Annotated in this window: 15 protein-coding genes and 1 pseudogene; 6 read left to right on the top strand and 10 right to left on the bottom strand. The window is 39.0% G+C overall.

The window, feature by feature from the left end:
- Window positions 1-134 precede the first annotated feature (134 nt).
- The 3 genes from rnr to secG all read right to left on the bottom strand — a co-directional run bounded on the left by rnr (window position 135) and on the right by secG (window position 3,671).
- On the bottom strand, window positions 135-2,498 hold the full coding sequence (gene rnr / locus AC4G3L_RS13775; protein WP_491077735.1) for a ribonuclease R: 2,364 nt from the start codon (window positions 2,496-2,498) through the stop codon (window positions 135-137).
- Window positions 2,499-2,547: 49 nt separating this feature from the next.
- The gene (locus AC4G3L_RS13770) at window positions 2,548-3,294 is read right to left on the bottom strand and encodes an alpha/beta hydrolase (RefSeq protein ID WP_491077551.1); all 747 of its coding nucleotides are present in this window, start codon (window positions 3,292-3,294) and stop codon (window positions 2,548-2,550) included.
- A 143-nt stretch (window positions 3,295-3,437) separates the two neighbouring features.
- Window positions 3,438-3,671 (bottom strand): preprotein translocase subunit SecG, encoded by a 234-nt coding sequence (secG, locus tag AC4G3L_RS13765; RefSeq protein WP_491077734.1) that lies wholly within the window; start codon window positions 3,669-3,671, stop codon window positions 3,438-3,440.
- 162 nt (window positions 3,672-3,833) lie between these two features.
- Between secG and AC4G3L_RS13760 the strand changes: the two genes are divergently transcribed.
- Window positions 3,834-4,367 carry a hypothetical protein gene (locus AC4G3L_RS13760; RefSeq protein ID WP_491077550.1) on the top strand — a complete coding sequence of 178 codons (534 nt, stop codon included), beginning with the start codon at window positions 3,834-3,836 and terminating at the stop codon, window positions 4,365-4,367.
- A gap of 111 nt (window positions 4,368-4,478) precedes the next feature.
- On the opposite strand, the gene AC4G3L_RS13755 is transcribed toward AC4G3L_RS13760, so the two are convergent.
- Together AC4G3L_RS13755 and AC4G3L_RS13750 are read right to left on the bottom strand one after the other, a co-directional pair.
- Window positions 4,479-5,084 (bottom strand): nitroreductase family protein, encoded by a 606-nt coding sequence (locus AC4G3L_RS13755; RefSeq protein WP_491077549.1) that lies wholly within the window; start codon window positions 5,082-5,084, stop codon window positions 4,479-4,481.
- Between the two features lie 54 nt (window positions 5,085-5,138).
- Window positions 5,139-5,987, bottom strand: a complete 849-nt coding sequence (locus tag AC4G3L_RS13750) for a VOC family protein (protein ID WP_491077548.1) — start codon at window positions 5,985-5,987, stop codon at window positions 5,139-5,141.
- A gap of 176 nt (window positions 5,988-6,163) precedes the next feature.
- Here AC4G3L_RS13750 and AC4G3L_RS13745 point away from each other — a divergent pair, with 176 nt between their 5' ends.
- Window positions 6,164-6,499 carry a winged helix-turn-helix transcriptional regulator gene (locus AC4G3L_RS13745; protein WP_491077547.1) on the top strand — a complete coding sequence of 112 codons (336 nt, stop codon included), beginning with the start codon at window positions 6,164-6,166 and terminating at the stop codon, window positions 6,497-6,499.
- Between the two features lie 294 nt (window positions 6,500-6,793).
- On the opposite strand, the gene AC4G3L_RS13740 is transcribed toward AC4G3L_RS13745, so the two are convergent.
- A complete protein-coding gene (locus AC4G3L_RS13740; RefSeq protein WP_491077546.1) occupies window positions 6,794-8,422 on the bottom strand; it encodes an Ig-like domain-containing protein in 1,629 nt (542 codons plus the stop codon).
- 213 nt (window positions 8,423-8,635) lie between these two features.
- Here AC4G3L_RS13740 and putP point away from each other — a divergent pair, with 213 nt between their 5' ends.
- The 3 genes and pseudogenes from putP to AC4G3L_RS13725 all read left to right on the top strand — a co-directional run bounded on the left by putP (window position 8,636) and on the right by AC4G3L_RS13725 (window position 11,502).
- Window positions 8,636-10,102, top strand: a complete 1,467-nt coding sequence (putP, locus tag AC4G3L_RS13735) for a sodium/proline symporter PutP (RefSeq protein WP_491077545.1) — start codon at window positions 8,636-8,638, stop codon at window positions 10,100-10,102.
- 124 nt (window positions 10,103-10,226) lie between these two features.
- Window positions 10,227-10,565: pseudogene (locus tag AC4G3L_RS13730) on the top strand (beta/alpha barrel domain-containing protein); the annotation flags it as partial.
- Window positions 10,566-10,659: 94 nt separating this feature from the next.
- Window positions 10,660-11,502: an aldo/keto reductase gene (locus AC4G3L_RS13725; protein WP_491077544.1), complete on the top strand. Its 843-nt coding sequence runs from the start codon at window positions 10,660-10,662 to the stop codon at window positions 11,500-11,502.
- Window positions 11,503-11,560: 58 nt separating this feature from the next.
- Here the strand turns inward: AC4G3L_RS13725 and srtB are convergent, their stop codons facing one another.
- Entirely contained in the window at window positions 11,561-12,307 is a 747-nt protein-coding gene (srtB, locus tag AC4G3L_RS13720; protein WP_491077543.1) for a class B sortase, read from the bottom strand.
- A 326-nt stretch (window positions 12,308-12,633) separates the two neighbouring features.
- Between srtB and AC4G3L_RS13715 the strand changes: the two genes are divergently transcribed.
- Window positions 12,634-13,200 carry an Ltp family lipoprotein gene (locus tag AC4G3L_RS13715; protein WP_491077542.1) on the top strand — a complete coding sequence of 189 codons (567 nt, stop codon included), beginning with the start codon at window positions 12,634-12,636 and terminating at the stop codon, window positions 13,198-13,200.
- A 116-nt stretch (window positions 13,201-13,316) separates the two neighbouring features.
- Here AC4G3L_RS13715 and eno read toward each other — a convergent pair whose 3' ends face one another.
- The 3 genes from eno to tpiA are packed head-to-tail and all read right to left on the bottom strand — an operon-like array spanning window position 13,317 to window position 16,958.
- A complete protein-coding gene (eno, locus tag AC4G3L_RS13710; RefSeq protein WP_491077541.1) occupies window positions 13,317-14,612 on the bottom strand; it encodes a phosphopyruvate hydratase in 1,296 nt (431 codons plus the stop codon).
- A 55-nt stretch (window positions 14,613-14,667) separates the two neighbouring features.
- On the bottom strand, window positions 14,668-16,203 hold the full coding sequence (gene gpmI / locus AC4G3L_RS13705; protein ID WP_491077540.1) for a 2,3-bisphosphoglycerate-independent phosphoglycerate mutase: 1,536 nt from the start codon (window positions 16,201-16,203) through the stop codon (window positions 14,668-14,670).
- A complete protein-coding gene (gene tpiA / locus AC4G3L_RS13700) occupies window positions 16,200-16,958 on the bottom strand; it encodes a triose-phosphate isomerase (RefSeq protein WP_491077539.1) in 759 nt (252 codons plus the stop codon). The genes gpmI and tpiA overlap by 4 nt, the downstream gene beginning before the upstream one ends.
- Window positions 16,959-16,978 lie beyond the last annotated feature (20 nt).

Here is a 16,978-nt window from a genome sequence, read left to right as displayed (position 1 = left end):
ACTAAGTAAATGGAATTCACAAAAAATACTGTGAAAACGACCATGTCATATATACCTCAAATTTTTGAATATACTTCCTTCTCCTCCAAAAATAAAAGAGAGCTAACTTTTGTTAGCTCTCCTCTCATTAATCATTAGCGCTTTTTCTTCTTTCCGGACTTGCGCTTTGCAGCCGGTGCATTCTCAAAAAATTTCTTTTTCTTTCTCGGCCCTTTTTTATCGGAGCTTTCTCCAGGCTTGGCTTTACCCTGGCTTCCTGGTTTATGCTTGTCGCCTTTGCCTTGTGGCTTAGATGAATCTTTACGACGATTTTTACCCGGTTCTGCTCTAAAAATGCGTTTTTCACCAGATACTCGCTCACGATTGTCCTTCATTCCTACAATCTCAAAGTCAATGGCACGCTCGTCTTTATTTACATTAATGACCCTAACAGTGATCTCATCGCCAATTCTGAACACCTTGGCCGTACGTTCACCAATCATCGCGTATTGACGATCATCGAAATGATAGTAATCATCTGTCATATAGCTGACATGGACAAGACCTTCGATGGTGTTGGAAAGCTCAACGAACATCCCGAAGTTTGTGACAGATCTGATGATCCCGTCAAACTCTTCTCCCACTTTATCTTCCATGTATTCGGCTTTTTTCAAATCATCCGTTTCCCGCTCTGCATCTACTGCACGGCGTTCCATTGAAGATGTATGCTGAGCAATCTCTCCAAGCCTTTCATTCCATTTTTCCTGTGTTTCTCTGCTTAAATCACCATTGATTAAATACGTTCGAATTAAGCGATGGACAATTAAGTCTGGGTAACGGCGGATTGGTGATGTAAAGTGAGTATAATAATCTGTCGACAATCCAAAATGTCCTAAGCTTTCAGGATCATATTTCGCTTGCTGCATCGAACGAAGCATGACAGTCGATACGACCATTTCCTCCGGTTTACCTTGCACAGCTTCAATAATTTCCTGTAAAGCACGCGGATGAATGGAATTGGCTGAACCACGAACGATATAACCAAAATTCACGATAAAGTCAAAGAATTTTCTCAGCTTATCTTCATTCGGGTCTTCATGGATACGATAAATAAACGGTACATCCATCCAATGGAAATGCTCGGCTACTGTTTCGTTAGCTGCCAACATAAATTCTTCGATTAATTTTTCTGCAACAGAACGTGTACGAAGAACGACATCAGTTGGTTCTCCATTTTCATTAACGAGGATTTTAGCTTCTTTAAAATCAAAGTCAATGGCTCCTCTGCGCATTCTTTTTCCTCGAAGAATTTCGGCTAATTTTTCCATTTCTTCAAACATCGGTACAATTGGTTCATAGCGTTTGATTAATTCCTCATTTTTATCAACGAGAATTTCATTCACGTCTGAATACGTCATACGCTCCGTTGTTTTGATCACACTTTGGAATATTTCGTGAGCAACCACTGCTCCCTCTGAATCGATTTCCATTTCACAAGATAATGTTAACCGATCCACACGCGGATTCAATGAACAAATCCCATTTGATAAACGATGCGGGATCATCGGAATAACCCGATCCACCAGATAGATACTTGTCGCACGCTCAGCCGCTTCTACATCAATTGGAGATCCTTCCGTAACATAATGGGAGACATCCGCAATATGTACACCAAGCTTATAATTTCCATTTTCGAGTTTGGTTACCGTTACGGCATCATCCAAGTCTTTCGCATCCGCACCATCAATCGTCACAATTGTTTCATTTCGCAGATCACGGCGATTCACCAGATCCTTTTCATCTATGACCTCAGGTGTTTGATTGGCTTGTTCCAATGCGTCTTGCGGAAACTCCCCTGGCAATCCAAACTTATGAATAATGGATAAAATATCAACACCAGGATCATTTTTATGCCCTAAGATCGTGATGACTTCCCCTTCTGCCGACATTCTGCCTTCCGGATAGTTTGTTATTTTAACAACCACTTTATGGCCTTCAACAGCACCGTTCTTTGCCTCTTTAGGGATAAAGATATCATTGGCCATTTTTTTATCATCCGGGATCACAAAACCAATCCCTCTTGTTTCCGTGTAAGTTCCTACAACATTTTGAACACCGCGTTCGATGATTTTAACAATGGTCCCTTCCCGTCTTTGTCCTGATGATTGCGAAGAGACACGGACCATCACAATATCTCCGTGCATCGCATTGTTTAACTCATGCGGAGGAATAAAAATATCATCTATGCCTTTCTCTTCAGGAATCACAAAAGCAAATCCTTTGGCGTGACCGGAAACTTTTCCTTTCACAAGATTCATTCTCTCCGGCAGTCCATAACGGTCGGAACGAGTCCTCACGATTTGGCCATGCTCTTCCATATATACTAAAGCCTTCACAAAATCTTTGAAATCCTCGGAGTCCTCTACCCCCATTGCTGCCTCTAATTCTTGTACGGTCATGGGTTTGTAAGCTTCTTCTTTCATATAAGAATACAGCTTGTCTACATGTTGACGAATCATATCATCCACACAAACCCCTCCTTTCTTTCCTTTAACATTGATTTATATATTAATTTGCCCATTCAAGACTCTCCAAAAACGCAAAGACATCTTGATGAAGCTGATCTCGTTCTTTATCAAGTGTAATGACATGGCCTGATTCCTCATACCATTTCAAACTCTTCTGTTCTGTGTTCACAGAATTATAGATGATATTGGCGCTATCTGTATTGATCATATGATCATGACGGGCTTGAGCGACAAATAGCGGCACATCAATTTGATTCACGCGCTCCCGTACATCACTGATCAATTCCTGTAATGCCCGCAAGGTTTCCATCGGTCGTTTCTGAAAATGAGCCATTTCCAATTCTATTTGTTCCTGGCTTTTGCCTTCACGGTTTTTGTACTCACGTGCATACTCCAAAACACCTTCATACATGACTTTTTCACTTTTTATATACATAGGCGCACACATCGGTACGATACCCTTAACAGGTACAGTGTAACCTAATTTCAAGGAAAATACCCCTCCTAATGAAAGACCGGCTACTGCAATCTCTTTATGACCCATTGCCCGTAATTTATCATAGGCTCTCATGCAGTCTTTCCACCAATCAATTGGTCCATAATTGACCAATTCTTCCGGAGGTACGCCATGACCCTTATACTGCGGTGCATGACATGTATATCCCTTGCCTTCAAGATACCGGCCCAGCATTCGTACATCGGCGCTATTCCCTGTAAAACCGTGAAGCAATAAGACAGCCCGGTTTCCTCCCGCGAATGTGAATGGTTTTGGCTGTGTTATATTCATACATAAAATCTCCCTTTATTTGCTTGAACTAATACTATGTATTACTAGTTTACGACGTTAGAGTAACAAAACGCTATTAATAAGAACGATATACACATCAAAAAAGCCTGGCAAAGTGCCAGGCAATGTTTGTTTACTTCATATTACTTTGCGAAAAAAGAAACAAGAATCGTTAAAACAAAGAATAATACTGATAAAATAACAGTAGCGCGATGTAGATATAAATCAAGTCCTCTGGCCTTTTGTTTTCCAAAAAGCTGTTCAGCTCCACCGGAAATAGCACCGGATAATCCTGCACTTTTACCGGATTGGAGTAAGACCACGACAATCAAACTGATACATGTAATAACCAATAGTACGATGAGTGTAGTATGCAACACGAACAAAAACCTCCTAATTACGGTCTTATCAATACTTTCACTTTACCATAACCACCTTACTTACACAATAACTATCAAGGATGCAATAGTTAATTTCAGCGTGAGAAGGGTATAATCAAATAAAGATTTATAATTCCCACACTGGAGGGGGGCTTGGGGATGTTTACTGATTGGTTAAATAAAATAAATTATGCAAACATGGTTGGATTTATATTTGGCAGTATCATGATGTTCTTCGCATGGGGTGCCCCTTTTATAGGAGTCCTTTTACTCATCGCTGGTGTACTTTTAATCCTATCTAAACATAATGGGACGCCCTTCATCTTTTTTATGACCTATGCCTTTCATCTATATTTAATTGGTCTATTTATTTTTGAACTCTTATCTATACATTGGCTGTCTATTAGTCCATACCTCTTTATGGCCTTTTTAGCCGTATTAATCAGCTTAATTGCTTTAATTATTCGTTCAAATACCAGTACTCTCACCCTATTCTGGTTTGTGTTACATATTTTAATTCTCGCCTATGGATTTTTTGGCGGTGGCACTTTCTGGTCTTCTGTTTGGAGCCCGGAATCTATCCATGCTGTATTTAAAACATTCTACTCCGTTTTAATTGCCTTTTTCTTGGTTGGTATTTTTCTGGACCGTTTTCAAACTGAACTCAAAAGAGAGTACCAGGATCGAAATTAAATTAAAGTAAATTAAAAGACGCCCCCTTTTGAAGCGCCTCAAAAGGGTAGAGTAATCCACCTTTTGCCGGTCACTTCAAAGGGAGCGTCTTTTTACTTAGACATTATAAGATTATTTAAATACTTTTACACGATCTTCAATTGGATTAAATTGTTTCTCACCGGCTGGTGCAATTGGTTTTCCAAATGGTATTTGGGCTGCTAATTTCCAGCTTGCTGGTATATTCCAGTTTGCTTTCACTTCATCATCAATTATTGGATTATAATGTTGCAGCGTCGCCCCCAACCCTTCTGTTTCAAGAGCTGTCCAAACAACGAGTTGCAGCATACCGGAGGCTTCATTTGACCAAATCGGGAATTTATCTGCATATAAATCAAATTGAGACTGCAGGCCTTCAATGACAGCTTGATCTTCAAAGAAAAGAATGGTACCGTAGCCCGCATTGAACATATCCATTTTTTCTTGGGTGCTGGCAAAATTATCAGCAGGTACAACTTTTCTTAATGTTTCAGTTGCGATATCCCAAAACTTATTACTATGTTCCCCAAACAACACAACAACTCTTGAACTTTGGGAGTTAAAAGCAGACGGTGTATGATTTACTGCAAATTCAACAATCTCCTGCACTCTTTCTTCGGATACTACCTTTTCATTACTGATCGCATAAAGTGAACGTCTAGCCTCAATTGCTGATAAAAATCCATTTGTTTCGTTCATGATTTTATTCCTCCCCGATTTTCAATTAGAAACTCCAGTTGATACCTAGTTTATTTAGACAGATAACCGAATAGTTAAACCAAACGGATCTGGTGTTTCCCAATGGCCAGTCTCTTCTCGAACTTCAGTACCCATTTCTTTCAAACGAGAAATAACTTCTTCCCTTCGCCCATCATCTGGATAATGAATGGTGAACGCTTGGAGCCCCACGCTTTCTTTTGAAGCAGCCGGTATATTCCTGCCATTCCATACATTTAAACCAATATGATGGTGATAGCCGTCTGTGGATACAAACAATGCCTGTTCCCCATAACGCGCAACCACTTCAAACCCTAATCCCTTACAATAAAATTCTTCCGCCTGCTCAAGATTTCCAACATGCAGATGAATATGCCCCATCATCGTTTCAGCCGGAAGACCTTCCCACAACTTGTCTTCACCCGCTGCCAATACCTCTTCTATCTTCAAAGGCTCAGTAACCATATGTACCTCTTTATCTTTCCATATCCACGATGAAGATGGCCTATCAGCATAAATTTCAATTCCATTTCCATCTACGTCTTGTAAATATAGCGCTTCACTCACATGATGATCCGAAGCACCCATTGGATAATTAATCTTTGCGACATGGTGTAAAAAGCTTCCTAATTCAGTTCGTGAAGGCAACAATAAGGCGAAATGGTACAGACCGATTTTATGCGCCTCTTTTGGTATAACCTTTTCGGGTTGAATTAAGGTGAGTAATGGTGTTTTTCCATCCGCTGTTAAAACAGCCCGGTTACTCTCTTGTTTCAGGATTTTAAAACCAATAATGTTTTTGTAAAAGGCCAGTGACCTTTCCATATTAAGTACCTTTAACTCGAGACTTTTCACAAACGTATTTGTTTTCTGATGAAAGTTCATATTTTTCTCTCCCAATTGAAAAGTGATATTCAAATTTTCCAGTCCGAACGTCACTTACTTTATGTAACTAATTTTAATTTAGTAACTAACGTGTGTCAAGTAAATAAATTCCAACATAAATTATTATATGATTTTCCAATCATACGTTATAATATAGGTTATAGGGGTGAAGTCAAATGAATCAATCTCACATTTGTCCTAAGTTTGAAAAGGCCATGGAGATTCTCAGCCGCCGCTGGACAGGTTTAATTATCTATCAATTACAATCTGGTCCCCAACGTTTTTGCACGCTGGAGTCATCAATTGGCGTCAGTGGACGAGTTCTATCTGAACGGCTAAAAGACTTAGAAAAACAAGGCATCGTTAAACGTGACGTCTATCCGGAAACACCGGTCCGAATTGAATATTCCTTAACGGAAACAGGAGAATCCATGAAGCCGTTGATGCAGGCCATCGCTAAATGGGCTGATGAATGGATTGAATTAGACTCTCCAGAGAATGACCAAAAATAAATGCCGATTGCGCCAAGCGCAATCGGTTTTTGTGCCTTTTCGGATATATACCACATGAAGGTTCATTGAAACATTCCTGATTAATGAGGTTGTCTTTCATTAATAGAGTACATTAGATTTTTCCACTCAGTTTAGTACATACCTATCTTCCACTCCATGCTAAACATATAGAAGAATAAGCGACTTCCTATATCCTTATTCACTAAAACTCATAACTCCCGTTTATTAAAATATGCCTATTTATTCGCATAAAAAAAGAGAATAAGAGGATTCCCCCTTATTCTCAATCGCGTATTACTTTGTTAACTTCACTTGTGTCGCTTTACTTATATTGTTAGCTCTATCCTTAGCCGTTACGGAAAGGGTTGTACCCTTTTTCTGAGTTTTTATATTTACAGTATAAGCCCCTTTGCTGTTTGCCTTTGCACTTCCAAGCGTTTTATTATTTACTTTGACTGTAACAGTCGCATTCGCTTCTGCCTTACCCATAACAGCCTTGGTCTTAGAGGTGATTGCATTTACTTTAGGTGCAGAGGGTGCCGTTTTATCCAACACCGTAATGGTTTGTTTCGGGCTTACATTATTAGCTGGATCTTTAGCTGTAAGGGTTAATTTGGTACCAGCCTTTTGTTTCGCTATTTTAATCGTGTACTGCCCTTTTGCATTTACTTTCCCGGCCAAAGATGTCTTTCCTGCTTTAATGATAACCGTACTGCCGCCTTCAGCTTTACCGCTAACCGATGTGGATTTATCTGAAACAGAATTGGCGCTAGGCTTAGCAGGAGGAATTACATCTTTCACCGTAATATCCTTAATGTCATGTACAACTCCTGCTTGATCTTTCGCAATTACTTTCAGCTTTGTCCCCGCTGTTTGCACTTTAATTTTAATGGTATAGGTGCCCGCAGCTGCCTTAGCCTTATAGGTACCAAGTTCTTTAGAACCAGCTTTTACCGAAAGCGTGTATCCTTTTTCTACATTGCCTGTTACCGTGGTTGATTTATTCGTCACTGTCCCCGTCGTTAATACATATTTGGACATATAGGAGGATGCGATATACCCTTTCACCCCACTTGTTGTTTTAACCGGATACCAGACAAATTGATTTACTATTGTTGGATTCTTGTCGTATACCATGCTTCCGTTGATTGTTAGGATAGTGCCTTTAGCTAAAGTATTTACTTTTTTGGATGAAGTGCTTGGTCCCTCCCTCAATGTAACACTGCTGTTAGTAATCACTTTATTATTCAATTTAAACGAAGAATGTGAAGTCGTGATTGGATTGGTTAATGTATAACTCAATTTGTTAAATTTAATATTTGCATTACTGTTCGATATATAGGTAAAATCCTTCACTGTAAATGGAAAATCAGCTAGTGCTTTTCCCAAAATGATATCTTTTTTTATATTCGAAAACACCTTCTCCTGATAAGCAGAAGTATTTCTTTTTCCTGTAGCTTGATAGAGCGGACTATTTTCTGGCTTTGTACCATTATAAGCCATCACCGGAAAATACCAGTTCTCAATCACATTCCGGTCGGCACCTTTAATTTTAGGGAGGTCTGTACGGTCGTAGTTAGCATTGAGGATTTTGATGCCCTCCTCGATATTAAAATTAATATTAGTTTTCAACTCATTTTGTTCAGAGTGCTCTGGATCAGTGATCTGCATGATACCAATCCCGCCATCACTGGAGATAAGAGGTTCACCATCTTTTGCGAATTGTTTCCATCCACTTTCTGTATATGCCACTGCTTTCACCACTTCAGGAGGGATATCATATTTAATCGCAGCTTCAGTCAGCAACTTATTAATAGTCTGCTTTGGTGGATTGGAAAGAGTAGCATTTGCCGAAGTACTGGTTATAAAAAGCCCTAATACAAGTGTCAACAACAAACTGATTTTCAGCATGTATGCTTTCATTTTTTTGATCCTATCCCTTCTTAATAAATCTATATATCTAGTATCTTATAATACTACCATTTTTTCAATATTATGGTATTAATCAGAGGGTTGCGTATTAAGTGAATTATTCTAATTTTTCTGATAAAATATACCAGACTAATTTACTTCTATACTTTATGGGGATTTATAGGGGACAAATTAGAAAGATAAAGAAACCAAGGGGGCACACAGATGGATTATGCATTATTGTCTTCAGTTATTATTTACATGATTTTAATGCTTGGAATCGGATATTTTGCCTATAAAAAAACAACCAATTTATCTGATTATATGCTTGGCGGCAGGACACTGGGACCGGCTGTAACAGCTTTGAGTGCAGGAGCTGCAGATATGAGCGGTTGGCTGTTAATGGGATTACCCGGTGCCATGTACGCATCAGGTCTTAGTGCAGCATGGATTGCTCTCGGTTTAACTTTAGGTGCCTGGGCTAACTGGATTTATGTAGCCCCTAGGCTGCGTACCTATACACAAATAGCCAATGATTCCATTACGATTCCCGGTTATTTAGAGAACCGCTTTGGCGATACGTCAAAAATGCTGCGCTTAATTTCAGGACTTGTTATTCTGATATTCTTTACCTTTTATGTTTCATCCGGCATGGTCTCCGGCGGCGTACTTTTCCAAAGTACATTCGGACTTGATTACCATACTGGATTGATAGTTGTTACTCTTGTAGTAGTGGCTTACACTTTGTTTGGAGGATTTCTTGCCGTCAGCTGGACTGATTTTGTACAGGGAATTATCATGTTTATAGCATTGATTCTCGTTCCAATCGTCACTCTCATTGAAGTGGGAGGATTGGGTGAATCTATTGATACAGCACGATCTATCAACCCGGCCTTATTAGATATTTTCAGAGGAACCACGGTGCTTGGCATTCTTTCTTCCATCGCCTGGGGACTTGGTTATTTTGGCCAGCCTCATATCATTGTCCGCTTTATGGCGATTTCATCTGTTAAAGAAATTAAAAAGGCTCGTCGGATTGGTATGGGTTGGATGATTTTCTCCATTATTGGTGCAATGCTGACTGGATTTATTGGGATTACTTATTTCTCACAAAATGGCCCAACGTTAAAAAATCCAGAAACTGTCTTTATCATTTTAGGCGAAGTATTATTCCATCCAATTATCACCGGATTTTTAATCTCAGCTATTTTAGCTGCCATCATGAGTACTATTTCTTCACAACTTCTCGTTACATCCAGTTCTTTAACAGAAGATATTTACAAAGCATTCTTCAGACGCTCAGCTTCTGATAAAGAGCTTGTTTTCTTAGGAAGATTATCTGTTTTACTTGTTTCAATTGTCGCATTATTTTTATCATGGGAAAAGAACGCCACAATTCTCGATCTAGTTGGCTATGCATGGGCAGGCTTTGGATCATCATTCGGTCCGCTTATCCTGTTAAGCCTTTTCTGGAAGCGCATGAACAAATGGGGGGCATTGGCAGGTATCATTGTAGGAGCAGTCACCGTCATTGCCTGGTCAAGCTTTGGTCTCTCAGATAAGCTCTATGAAATGATTCCAGGTTTCGGAGCAAGCCTATTGGCCATTATAATTGTCAGCTTACTTACCGCTCCACCGAAGCAAGAGGTAGATACCCAATTTAAACAATATAAAAATTTAATGGAACAATAAGATTAAGCGATCCAATAGGTCCTTAACCTAAAAGCAAGATGGAGAAAAGGTACTGACCCCTTAAAATTAGTGTTTTTTTACGCAGCTATTTGACTGGTTTGAGTTCGGTATTGTACCGGACTTGTTATACAATCTCTATCAAATCCCTTATATGCCTGGCTGTATGACAATCACGGAGATGAAAAGAGCATTGGAAGCCGGTGTAGATATCGTCAAGCTATTCCCTGGCAATGCTTTTGGCCCTGGATTTGTCAAAGCCGTTAAAGCTCCTCTCCCTCAACTAAATATTATGCCAACTGGCGGTGTGGACTTGGATAATATTGAAGAATGGATTTTAAATGGCTGTGTAGCTGTGGGAGTAGGCGGCAATTTGGTGGCACCGGCTAAAACGGGTGATTTTGATAAGATTACTGAATATGCAACACAATATATCGACAAGGTTAGAGCCGCCAGGAAGAAATAGGAATTCATTATATTAACAGAGTTGATTAGTTATCCCTTATAATAATAATGAAAGAATAGTCAGAAAAACAATACGGATACAGGAGGAATCAGATATGCCAACAAATCTTAAAGACACAGTTACCTTACATAACGGCGTAGAAATGCCATGGCTCGGGTTAGGCGTTTTTAAAGTTCAAGAAGGTGAAGAAGTCGTACAATCTGTTAAAGCAGCGATTCGAAATGGATATATCAGTATTGATACAGCCGCTATTTATGGGAACGAAGAAGGCGTTGGACAAGCAATCAAAGAATCAGGTGTCCCACGCGAGGAACTATTTATTACTACGAAACTATGGAATAGTGAACAAGGATATGAATCTACCTTAAAAGCTTTTGATGAAAGCATGGAAAAACTGGGCTTAGATTATCTGGACCTTTATTTAATTCATTGGCCTGGTAAAGATAAATATAAAGAAACATGGAAAGCCTTTGAAAAGCTTTATAAAGATGGACGAGTACGTGCAATTGGCGTAAGTAACTTCCTGGTACATCACCTTGAAGATTTAATTGCTTCCGCTGAAATTAAACCAATGGTGAATCAGGTAGAATTCCATCCTCATTTAACACAGGAAGACCTGCGTGCATACTGTAAAAAAGAAGGAATCCAACTGGAAGCATGGTCTCCATTAAAACAAGGACAGCTTTTAGATAACCCGGTCCTTAAAGAAATTGCCGTGAAACACAATAAATCGGTAGCTCAGGTTATCTTGCGCTGGGACCTTCAACACGGCGTTGTAACCATTCCTAAATCAGTTAAAGAGCATCGCATTATTGAAAACTCCAATGTTTTCGACTTTGAACTCTCTTCGGAGGAAATGGACAGAATCGATCAGCTTAATCAGGACAGCCGCGCCGGCTCTCACCCTGATCAAATGACTACAGGATTTAAAGCATAAAATTTGGAGGCTGCTAAAACTAGCAGCCTCTCTTTTTATGCTAGTGTGGTTGATATCACTATTCATACGAACTCTTTTCTATCAATCTCGCATGAACGACCCTTCTACCATTTTTCATACCTTCACTGCAGGTTGAAAGCGTCATAATCTGATCATCCTTGGAAAATGGTTCTCCCTTATAGCCAAAATCGGATTGAGATTCTAATTGTTTTATGAAAGATACATACTGTTCTCCGGACTCAAACTCTGTTTGCAAATAGTCAGAACTTGGATCTGTATTATAGGTCGAAAAAACTTCCCATTTATAATAGCCTGCTTTCCCGTAATAGGTTACATATGTATGTTCATTTAAAAAGCTTTCTTCTTTATACTTATTTAAGTCATGAAACATCGTGCCATTCTTCATATTATGCCCATATAGGATGGTGTGTTGATCTTCAATATCTATCTGATTGCGATAATCCATGAAAATACTTCCCTGAATAGACGGCTCATTGTTAAAATCATGAGTTAAATAATAAGAGTTGTTACCCGCCTGCACAACCGGATAGTCAATTGCCGTTCCATCAATCGTAATCCAACCAACGGTACTTGCATTCTTCTCTTTCAACTTTGTAAAATCGATTTTCCCCTGTTTTTCCGAAATGGATATAGCCTCTTGTTTATCTAAATCCAATTGTTTCTCCAGCTTATACATTTGATATTCATCAAGTGCATATTCGGTCAGATAAAGGCCCGACCAGCAAAACACAATCAAAAGTGCTAATCCGATCAGCTTTGAGATAATTGTCCGTTTCCGTTTCATGTTCCTCAGCTCACTCGATAAAATTATTTTAATATAATTTAATTTTAATGATTGATATTTCAGAAAACAATACATAACTACTATTACATAGTAGAAATTCAGGTTACAGGAATTTAGAAGAGTTTACATATCGTTACTTTAAAAAAATTTAAGCTAAATCCCATTCATTTAAGAAATTTTTTACAACCTTTTTATATTAAAATTCATTATTTATAATAAAATCCAACTCTACCATACATATCTATATTTGTAATAAAAATAGTCGTTATTCTAAGTAAAAATATGTTAATATAATTTTCTAAGATAATTAAAAAGGAGGGTTTATAATGGGTCTAAAGGAAAAGAAGAAAAAGCCATTTTATAAAAAGTGGTGGGTTTGGTTAATTGCAATTATATTAATTATGGCAATGGGTACTTCTGATGAAGAAAGTGAAATGAGTAATACTGTTGATTCTACTGATGTAAAAGAAACAGATGTAGTTAATAACACTGAGAATGAACCAGCAGAAGAGAAACCAACTACCGAAGAAGTAGCAGATGAAGAAACAACTTTTGCAGAAGTAACTACGACTACTGAAGAAGTTAGTGTTTCGAGAGAATATCGTTCTGCATTAATAAAAGCAGAACAGTATGCTGAGACCATGCATATGTCAAAAAGTGCTATTTATGATCAACTAGTCTCTGAGTATGGAGAAAAGTTCCCTGCTGACGCAGCTCAATATGCGATTGATAATCTTGAATTTGATTGGAAAGCAAATGCACTAGAGAAAGCAAAGATTTATGCTGAGACCATGAATATGTCTAAGAGTGCTATTTATGACCAATTAGTTTCTGAGTATGGAGAAAAATTTACTGCAGAAGAAGCTCAATATGCCGTAGATAATTTGGAGTAATTTAGAGTAGCATTTTTGCTACTTTTTTTTATTTCAAAAAAGAACGCCTCCTCCCTTTAAATAAAAGGGAAAAGACGTTCCGAGAGTAATGGAAATAATGGCGTCCCATTATTTCATTATTTTTTAAGGTTGTAGAAAGATCCAAGACCTTTGTATTCAGCTAAATCGCCAAGTTCGTCTTCGATGCGAAGAAGTTGGTTGTATTTCGCGATACGGTCTGTACGGCTCATAGAACCTGTTTTGATTTGGCCAGCGTTTGTTGCTACTGCAATGTCAGCGATTGTAGAATCTTCTGTTTCACCGGAACGGTGGGATACAACTGCAGTGTAGCCAGCACGTTTTGCCATCTCGATTGCATCGAAAGTTTCAGTTAAAGTACCGATTTGGTTAACTTTAATTAGGATAGAGTTAGCGATACCTTTTTCGATACCTTCAGCAAGCTTTTTAGTGTTTGTAACGAACAAGTCATCACCAACAAGTTGTACACGATCGCCAATGCGCTCAGTTAACAATTTGTGGCCGTCCCAGTCGTTTTCGTCTAGTCCATCTTCAATAGAGATGATTGGGAATTCATTGATTAATTCTTCATAGAAGTTAACCATTTCTTCAGAAGAAAGACCATTGCGTCCTTCGCCTGCTAGATCATATTTCTTCGTTTCTTTGTTGAAGAACTCAGAAGAAGCTACGTCCATTGCAAGATAGATATCTTTACCAGCTTCGTAGCCAGCTTTAGTGATTGCTTCGATAATTACTTCAAGAGCTTCACGGTTAGAACCAAGGTTTGGAGCGAATCCGCCTTCGTCACCTACAGCAGTGTTTAAGCCTTTATCATGAAGAACTTTTTTCAAGCTGTGGAATACTTCAGCACCCATACGGATTGCTTCTTTGAAAGTTGGAGCTCCAACAGGCATAATCATGAATTCTTGGAAGTCAACATTGTTATCAGCGTGAGAACCACCGTTGATGATGTTCATCATAGGAGTTGGAAGCTGTTTCGTGTTGAATCCGCCAAGGTAGCGGTATAAAGGAATGTTTAGGTAATCAGCAGCAGCAATTGCAGCAGCCATGGAAACACCAAGAATAGCGTTTGCTCCTAATTTTCCTTTGTTTTCAGTTCCATCAAGATCGATCATCGCTTTATCGATTCCAGCTTGATCTAGAACATGCATACCGATGATTTGTTCAGCAATGATATTGTTTACGTTATCTACTGCTTTTTGTACACCTTTTCCAAGGTAACGATCTTTATCGCCATCACGAAGTTCTACTGCTTCGTATTCACCAGTGGAAGCACCACTTGGTACCATTGCACGGCCGAATGCGCCAGATTCTGTTTCAATTTCTACTTCAACTGTTGGGTTACCACGGGAGTCTAATACTTCACGTGCATAAACGTCAATAATAATTGGCATTAAATTTTCTCTCCTTTTGTTTGGAAAATATAGTACATTTTATAGTTTGTTCAATTTACTTTTGAATTAAAGATTTTCCTGTCATTTCTTCCGGTTGCTCAACATGCAATAGATCTAGCATAGTCGGAGCTAAGTCACCTAGAATTCCACCCTCACGGAGTGTTACCTCTTTATCTGTGACAATCACTGGAACAGGATTTGTTGTATGTGCTGTCATCGGATCTCCCAATGGAGTGATTACCTCATCAGCATTACCATGGTCAGCTGTAATGATGGCTTTTCCACCCATAGATAGGATTTTATCGACGATTTTTCCAAGGCATTCATCTACAGTCTCAATTGCTTTGATTGTAGGCTCAAGCATTCCGGAGTGCCCGACCATATCAGGGTTAGCAAAGTTAAGAATGATAGCATGATGATTATCTTCATCCAATTCCTTTAAGAGGGCTTCAGTCACTTCATAAGCGCTCATTTCAGGTTGAAGGTCATACGTGGCAACCTTTGGAGAATCAATCAAAATACGTTTCTCACCTGGGAATTCAGATTCACGTCCACCACTCATAAAGAAGGTAACGTGTGGGAATTTTTCGGTTTCAGCAATACGTAGCTGTTTTAAGTTATTTTGTGCTAAGACTTCACCTATTGTGTTATCCAGATTTGTTGGTTTGAATGCAACATATCCTTTAACGGTTTCACTAAAGTGAGTCAAGCAAACGAAATACAAATCTTTTGGTAATCCTGGGCCTCTGTCAAAGCCGCGGAAATCTTCATTTGTAAATACGTTTGAAATTTGGATGGCACGGTCAGGACGGAAATTATAGAAAATGACAGAGTCATTATCTTGAATTTTCGCTATTGGCTGTCCATCATCTTTCGTAATAACAGATGGCAGAACGAACTCATCGAAAATCCCATTACGGTAAGAATCTTCTACTACTTCCATAGCGGAAGAATAGGCAGGTCCTTCACCATATGTCATGGAATCATATGTTTTTTCTACACGATCCCAGCGTTTATCGCGATCCATGGAATAATAACGTCCTGAAATAGTCGCGAATTGGCCGACACCTGTTTCTTTAAAAACATTTTCAGTTTGTTGGATGTATTTTTCAGCAGTTTGAGGACCAACATCTCGTCCATCCAAAATACCGTGTACATAAACATTTGTGAAGTTATGCTTGGCACACAAGCGAAGTAAAGCAAATAAATGCTCAATATGGCTGTGTACTCCACCATCAGATAATAAACCCATTAAGTGAAGAGCCGTATTGTTTTCTTTCGCATGCTGAATTGCACCTAAGAATGTTTCATTTTTTTCAAATTCACCTTCGCGAATCGCAAGGTTTACTCGAGTTAAGCTTTGGTAAACAATTCGGCCTGCACCGATATTCAAATGGCCAACCTCTGAGTTACCCATTTGTCCTTCCGGCAAACCAACTGCTAAGCCACTCGCTGTCAGGAAATTATGTGGATACTCTGCCCAATAACGGTCAAAGTTTGGCTTGTTAGCCTGTGCCACAGCATTTCCCTGTGTTACTTCTCTGGATCCAAATCCATCGAGAATGATTAATGCTACTGGTTTCTTACTCATTTAGAAACAGCCTCCAATAGTCCTAAGAAAGAAGTTGGTTCAAGGCTTGCTCCGCCAACTAAAGCACCATCGATATTATCTTCGGAAAGATATTCTTTGATGTTTTCAGGTTTAACAGAACCGCCATATTGAATCCGAATTGCCTCTGCCACGTTAGTTGAAAAGCTTTCAGCGATTGTTTGACGGATGTGACCGCAAACTTCATCTGCGTCAGCTGCTGTGGAAGATTTACCTGTACCAATTGCCCAGATTGGTTCATAAGCAATAACTGTTTTCTTAGCTTGTTCTTCTGTAAGGCCCTGAAATGCCTTATTAATTTGATCAGCTACAAGAGCTTTCGTTTCACCAGCTTCACGCTGCTCCAATGTTTCCCCACAACACACGATAGGAATCAAATTGTGTTTAAAAGCAGCTAATGTTTTCTGGTTAACTGACTCATCTGTTTCATTGAACATTTCACGACGTTCGGAATGTCCAATTACACAATAGTCTACCCCTAAATCTGAAAGTGCTTCCGGACTTACTTCGCCCGTAAATGCGCCACTTTCTTTAAAGTGCATATTTTGTCCACCGACCTTAAGATCAGTTCCTGTTGTTGCTTTAACAAGTGATTCTAGAAATAGTGGAGAAGAACACACAACCGCATCCACTTTTTCTGGAGAAGGAATGGAACCTTTAACTTCCTCTACGAATTGTAAAGCTTCGCTAACCGTTTTATTCATCTTCCAGTTTCCTGCGATAATTGGTTTACGCATTTTCCTCATCCTCCTATATG

The organism is Bacillus sp. z33, from assembly GCF_058313615.1.
Note: the sequence above shows the minus strand (reverse complement) of the source record. Positions and strands in the feature narration are given on the sequence as shown.

Excerpts from the sequence above, each read along its gene's own strand:
- rnr (WP_491077735.1), bottom strand. The coding sequence starts at position 2,498 with ATGATTCGTCAACATGTAGACAAGCTGTATTCTTATATGAAAGAAGAA.
- AC4G3L_RS13770 (WP_491077551.1), bottom strand. The coding sequence starts at position 3,294 with ATGAATATAACACAGCCAAAACCATTCACATTCGCGGGAGGAAACCGG.
- AC4G3L_RS13760 (WP_491077550.1), top strand. The coding sequence starts at position 3,834 with ATGTTTACTGATTGGTTAAATAAAATAAATTATGCAAACATGGTTGGA.
- AC4G3L_RS13755 (WP_491077549.1), bottom strand. The coding sequence starts at position 5,084 with ATGAACGAAACAAATGGATTTTTATCAGCAATTGAGGCTAGACGTTCA.
- AC4G3L_RS13750 (WP_491077548.1), bottom strand. The coding sequence starts at position 5,987 with ATGAACTTTCATCAGAAAACAAATACGTTTGTGAAAAGTCTCGAGTTA.
- AC4G3L_RS13745 (WP_491077547.1), top strand. The coding sequence starts at position 6,164 with ATGAATCAATCTCACATTTGTCCTAAGTTTGAAAAGGCCATGGAGATT.
- AC4G3L_RS13740 (WP_491077546.1), bottom strand. The coding sequence starts at position 8,422 with ATGAAAGCATACATGCTGAAAATCAGTTTGTTGTTGACACTTGTATTA.
- putP (WP_491077545.1), top strand. The coding sequence starts at position 8,636 with ATGGATTATGCATTATTGTCTTCAGTTATTATTTACATGATTTTAATG.
- AC4G3L_RS13725 (WP_491077544.1), top strand. The coding sequence starts at position 10,660 with ATGCCAACAAATCTTAAAGACACAGTTACCTTACATAACGGCGTAGAA.
- srtB (WP_491077543.1), bottom strand. The coding sequence starts at position 12,307 with ATGAAACGGAAACGGACAATTATCTCAAAGCTGATCGGATTAGCACTT.
- AC4G3L_RS13715 (WP_491077542.1), top strand. The coding sequence starts at position 12,634 with ATGGGTCTAAAGGAAAAGAAGAAAAAGCCATTTTATAAAAAGTGGTGG.
- eno (WP_491077541.1), bottom strand. The coding sequence starts at position 14,612 with ATGCCAATTATTATTGACGTTTATGCACGTGAAGTATTAGACTCCCGT.
- gpmI (WP_491077540.1), bottom strand. The coding sequence starts at position 16,203 with ATGAGTAAGAAACCAGTAGCATTAATCATTCTCGATGGATTTGGATCC.
- tpiA (WP_491077539.1), bottom strand. The coding sequence starts at position 16,958 with ATGCGTAAACCAATTATCGCAGGAAACTGGAAGATGAATAAAACGGTT.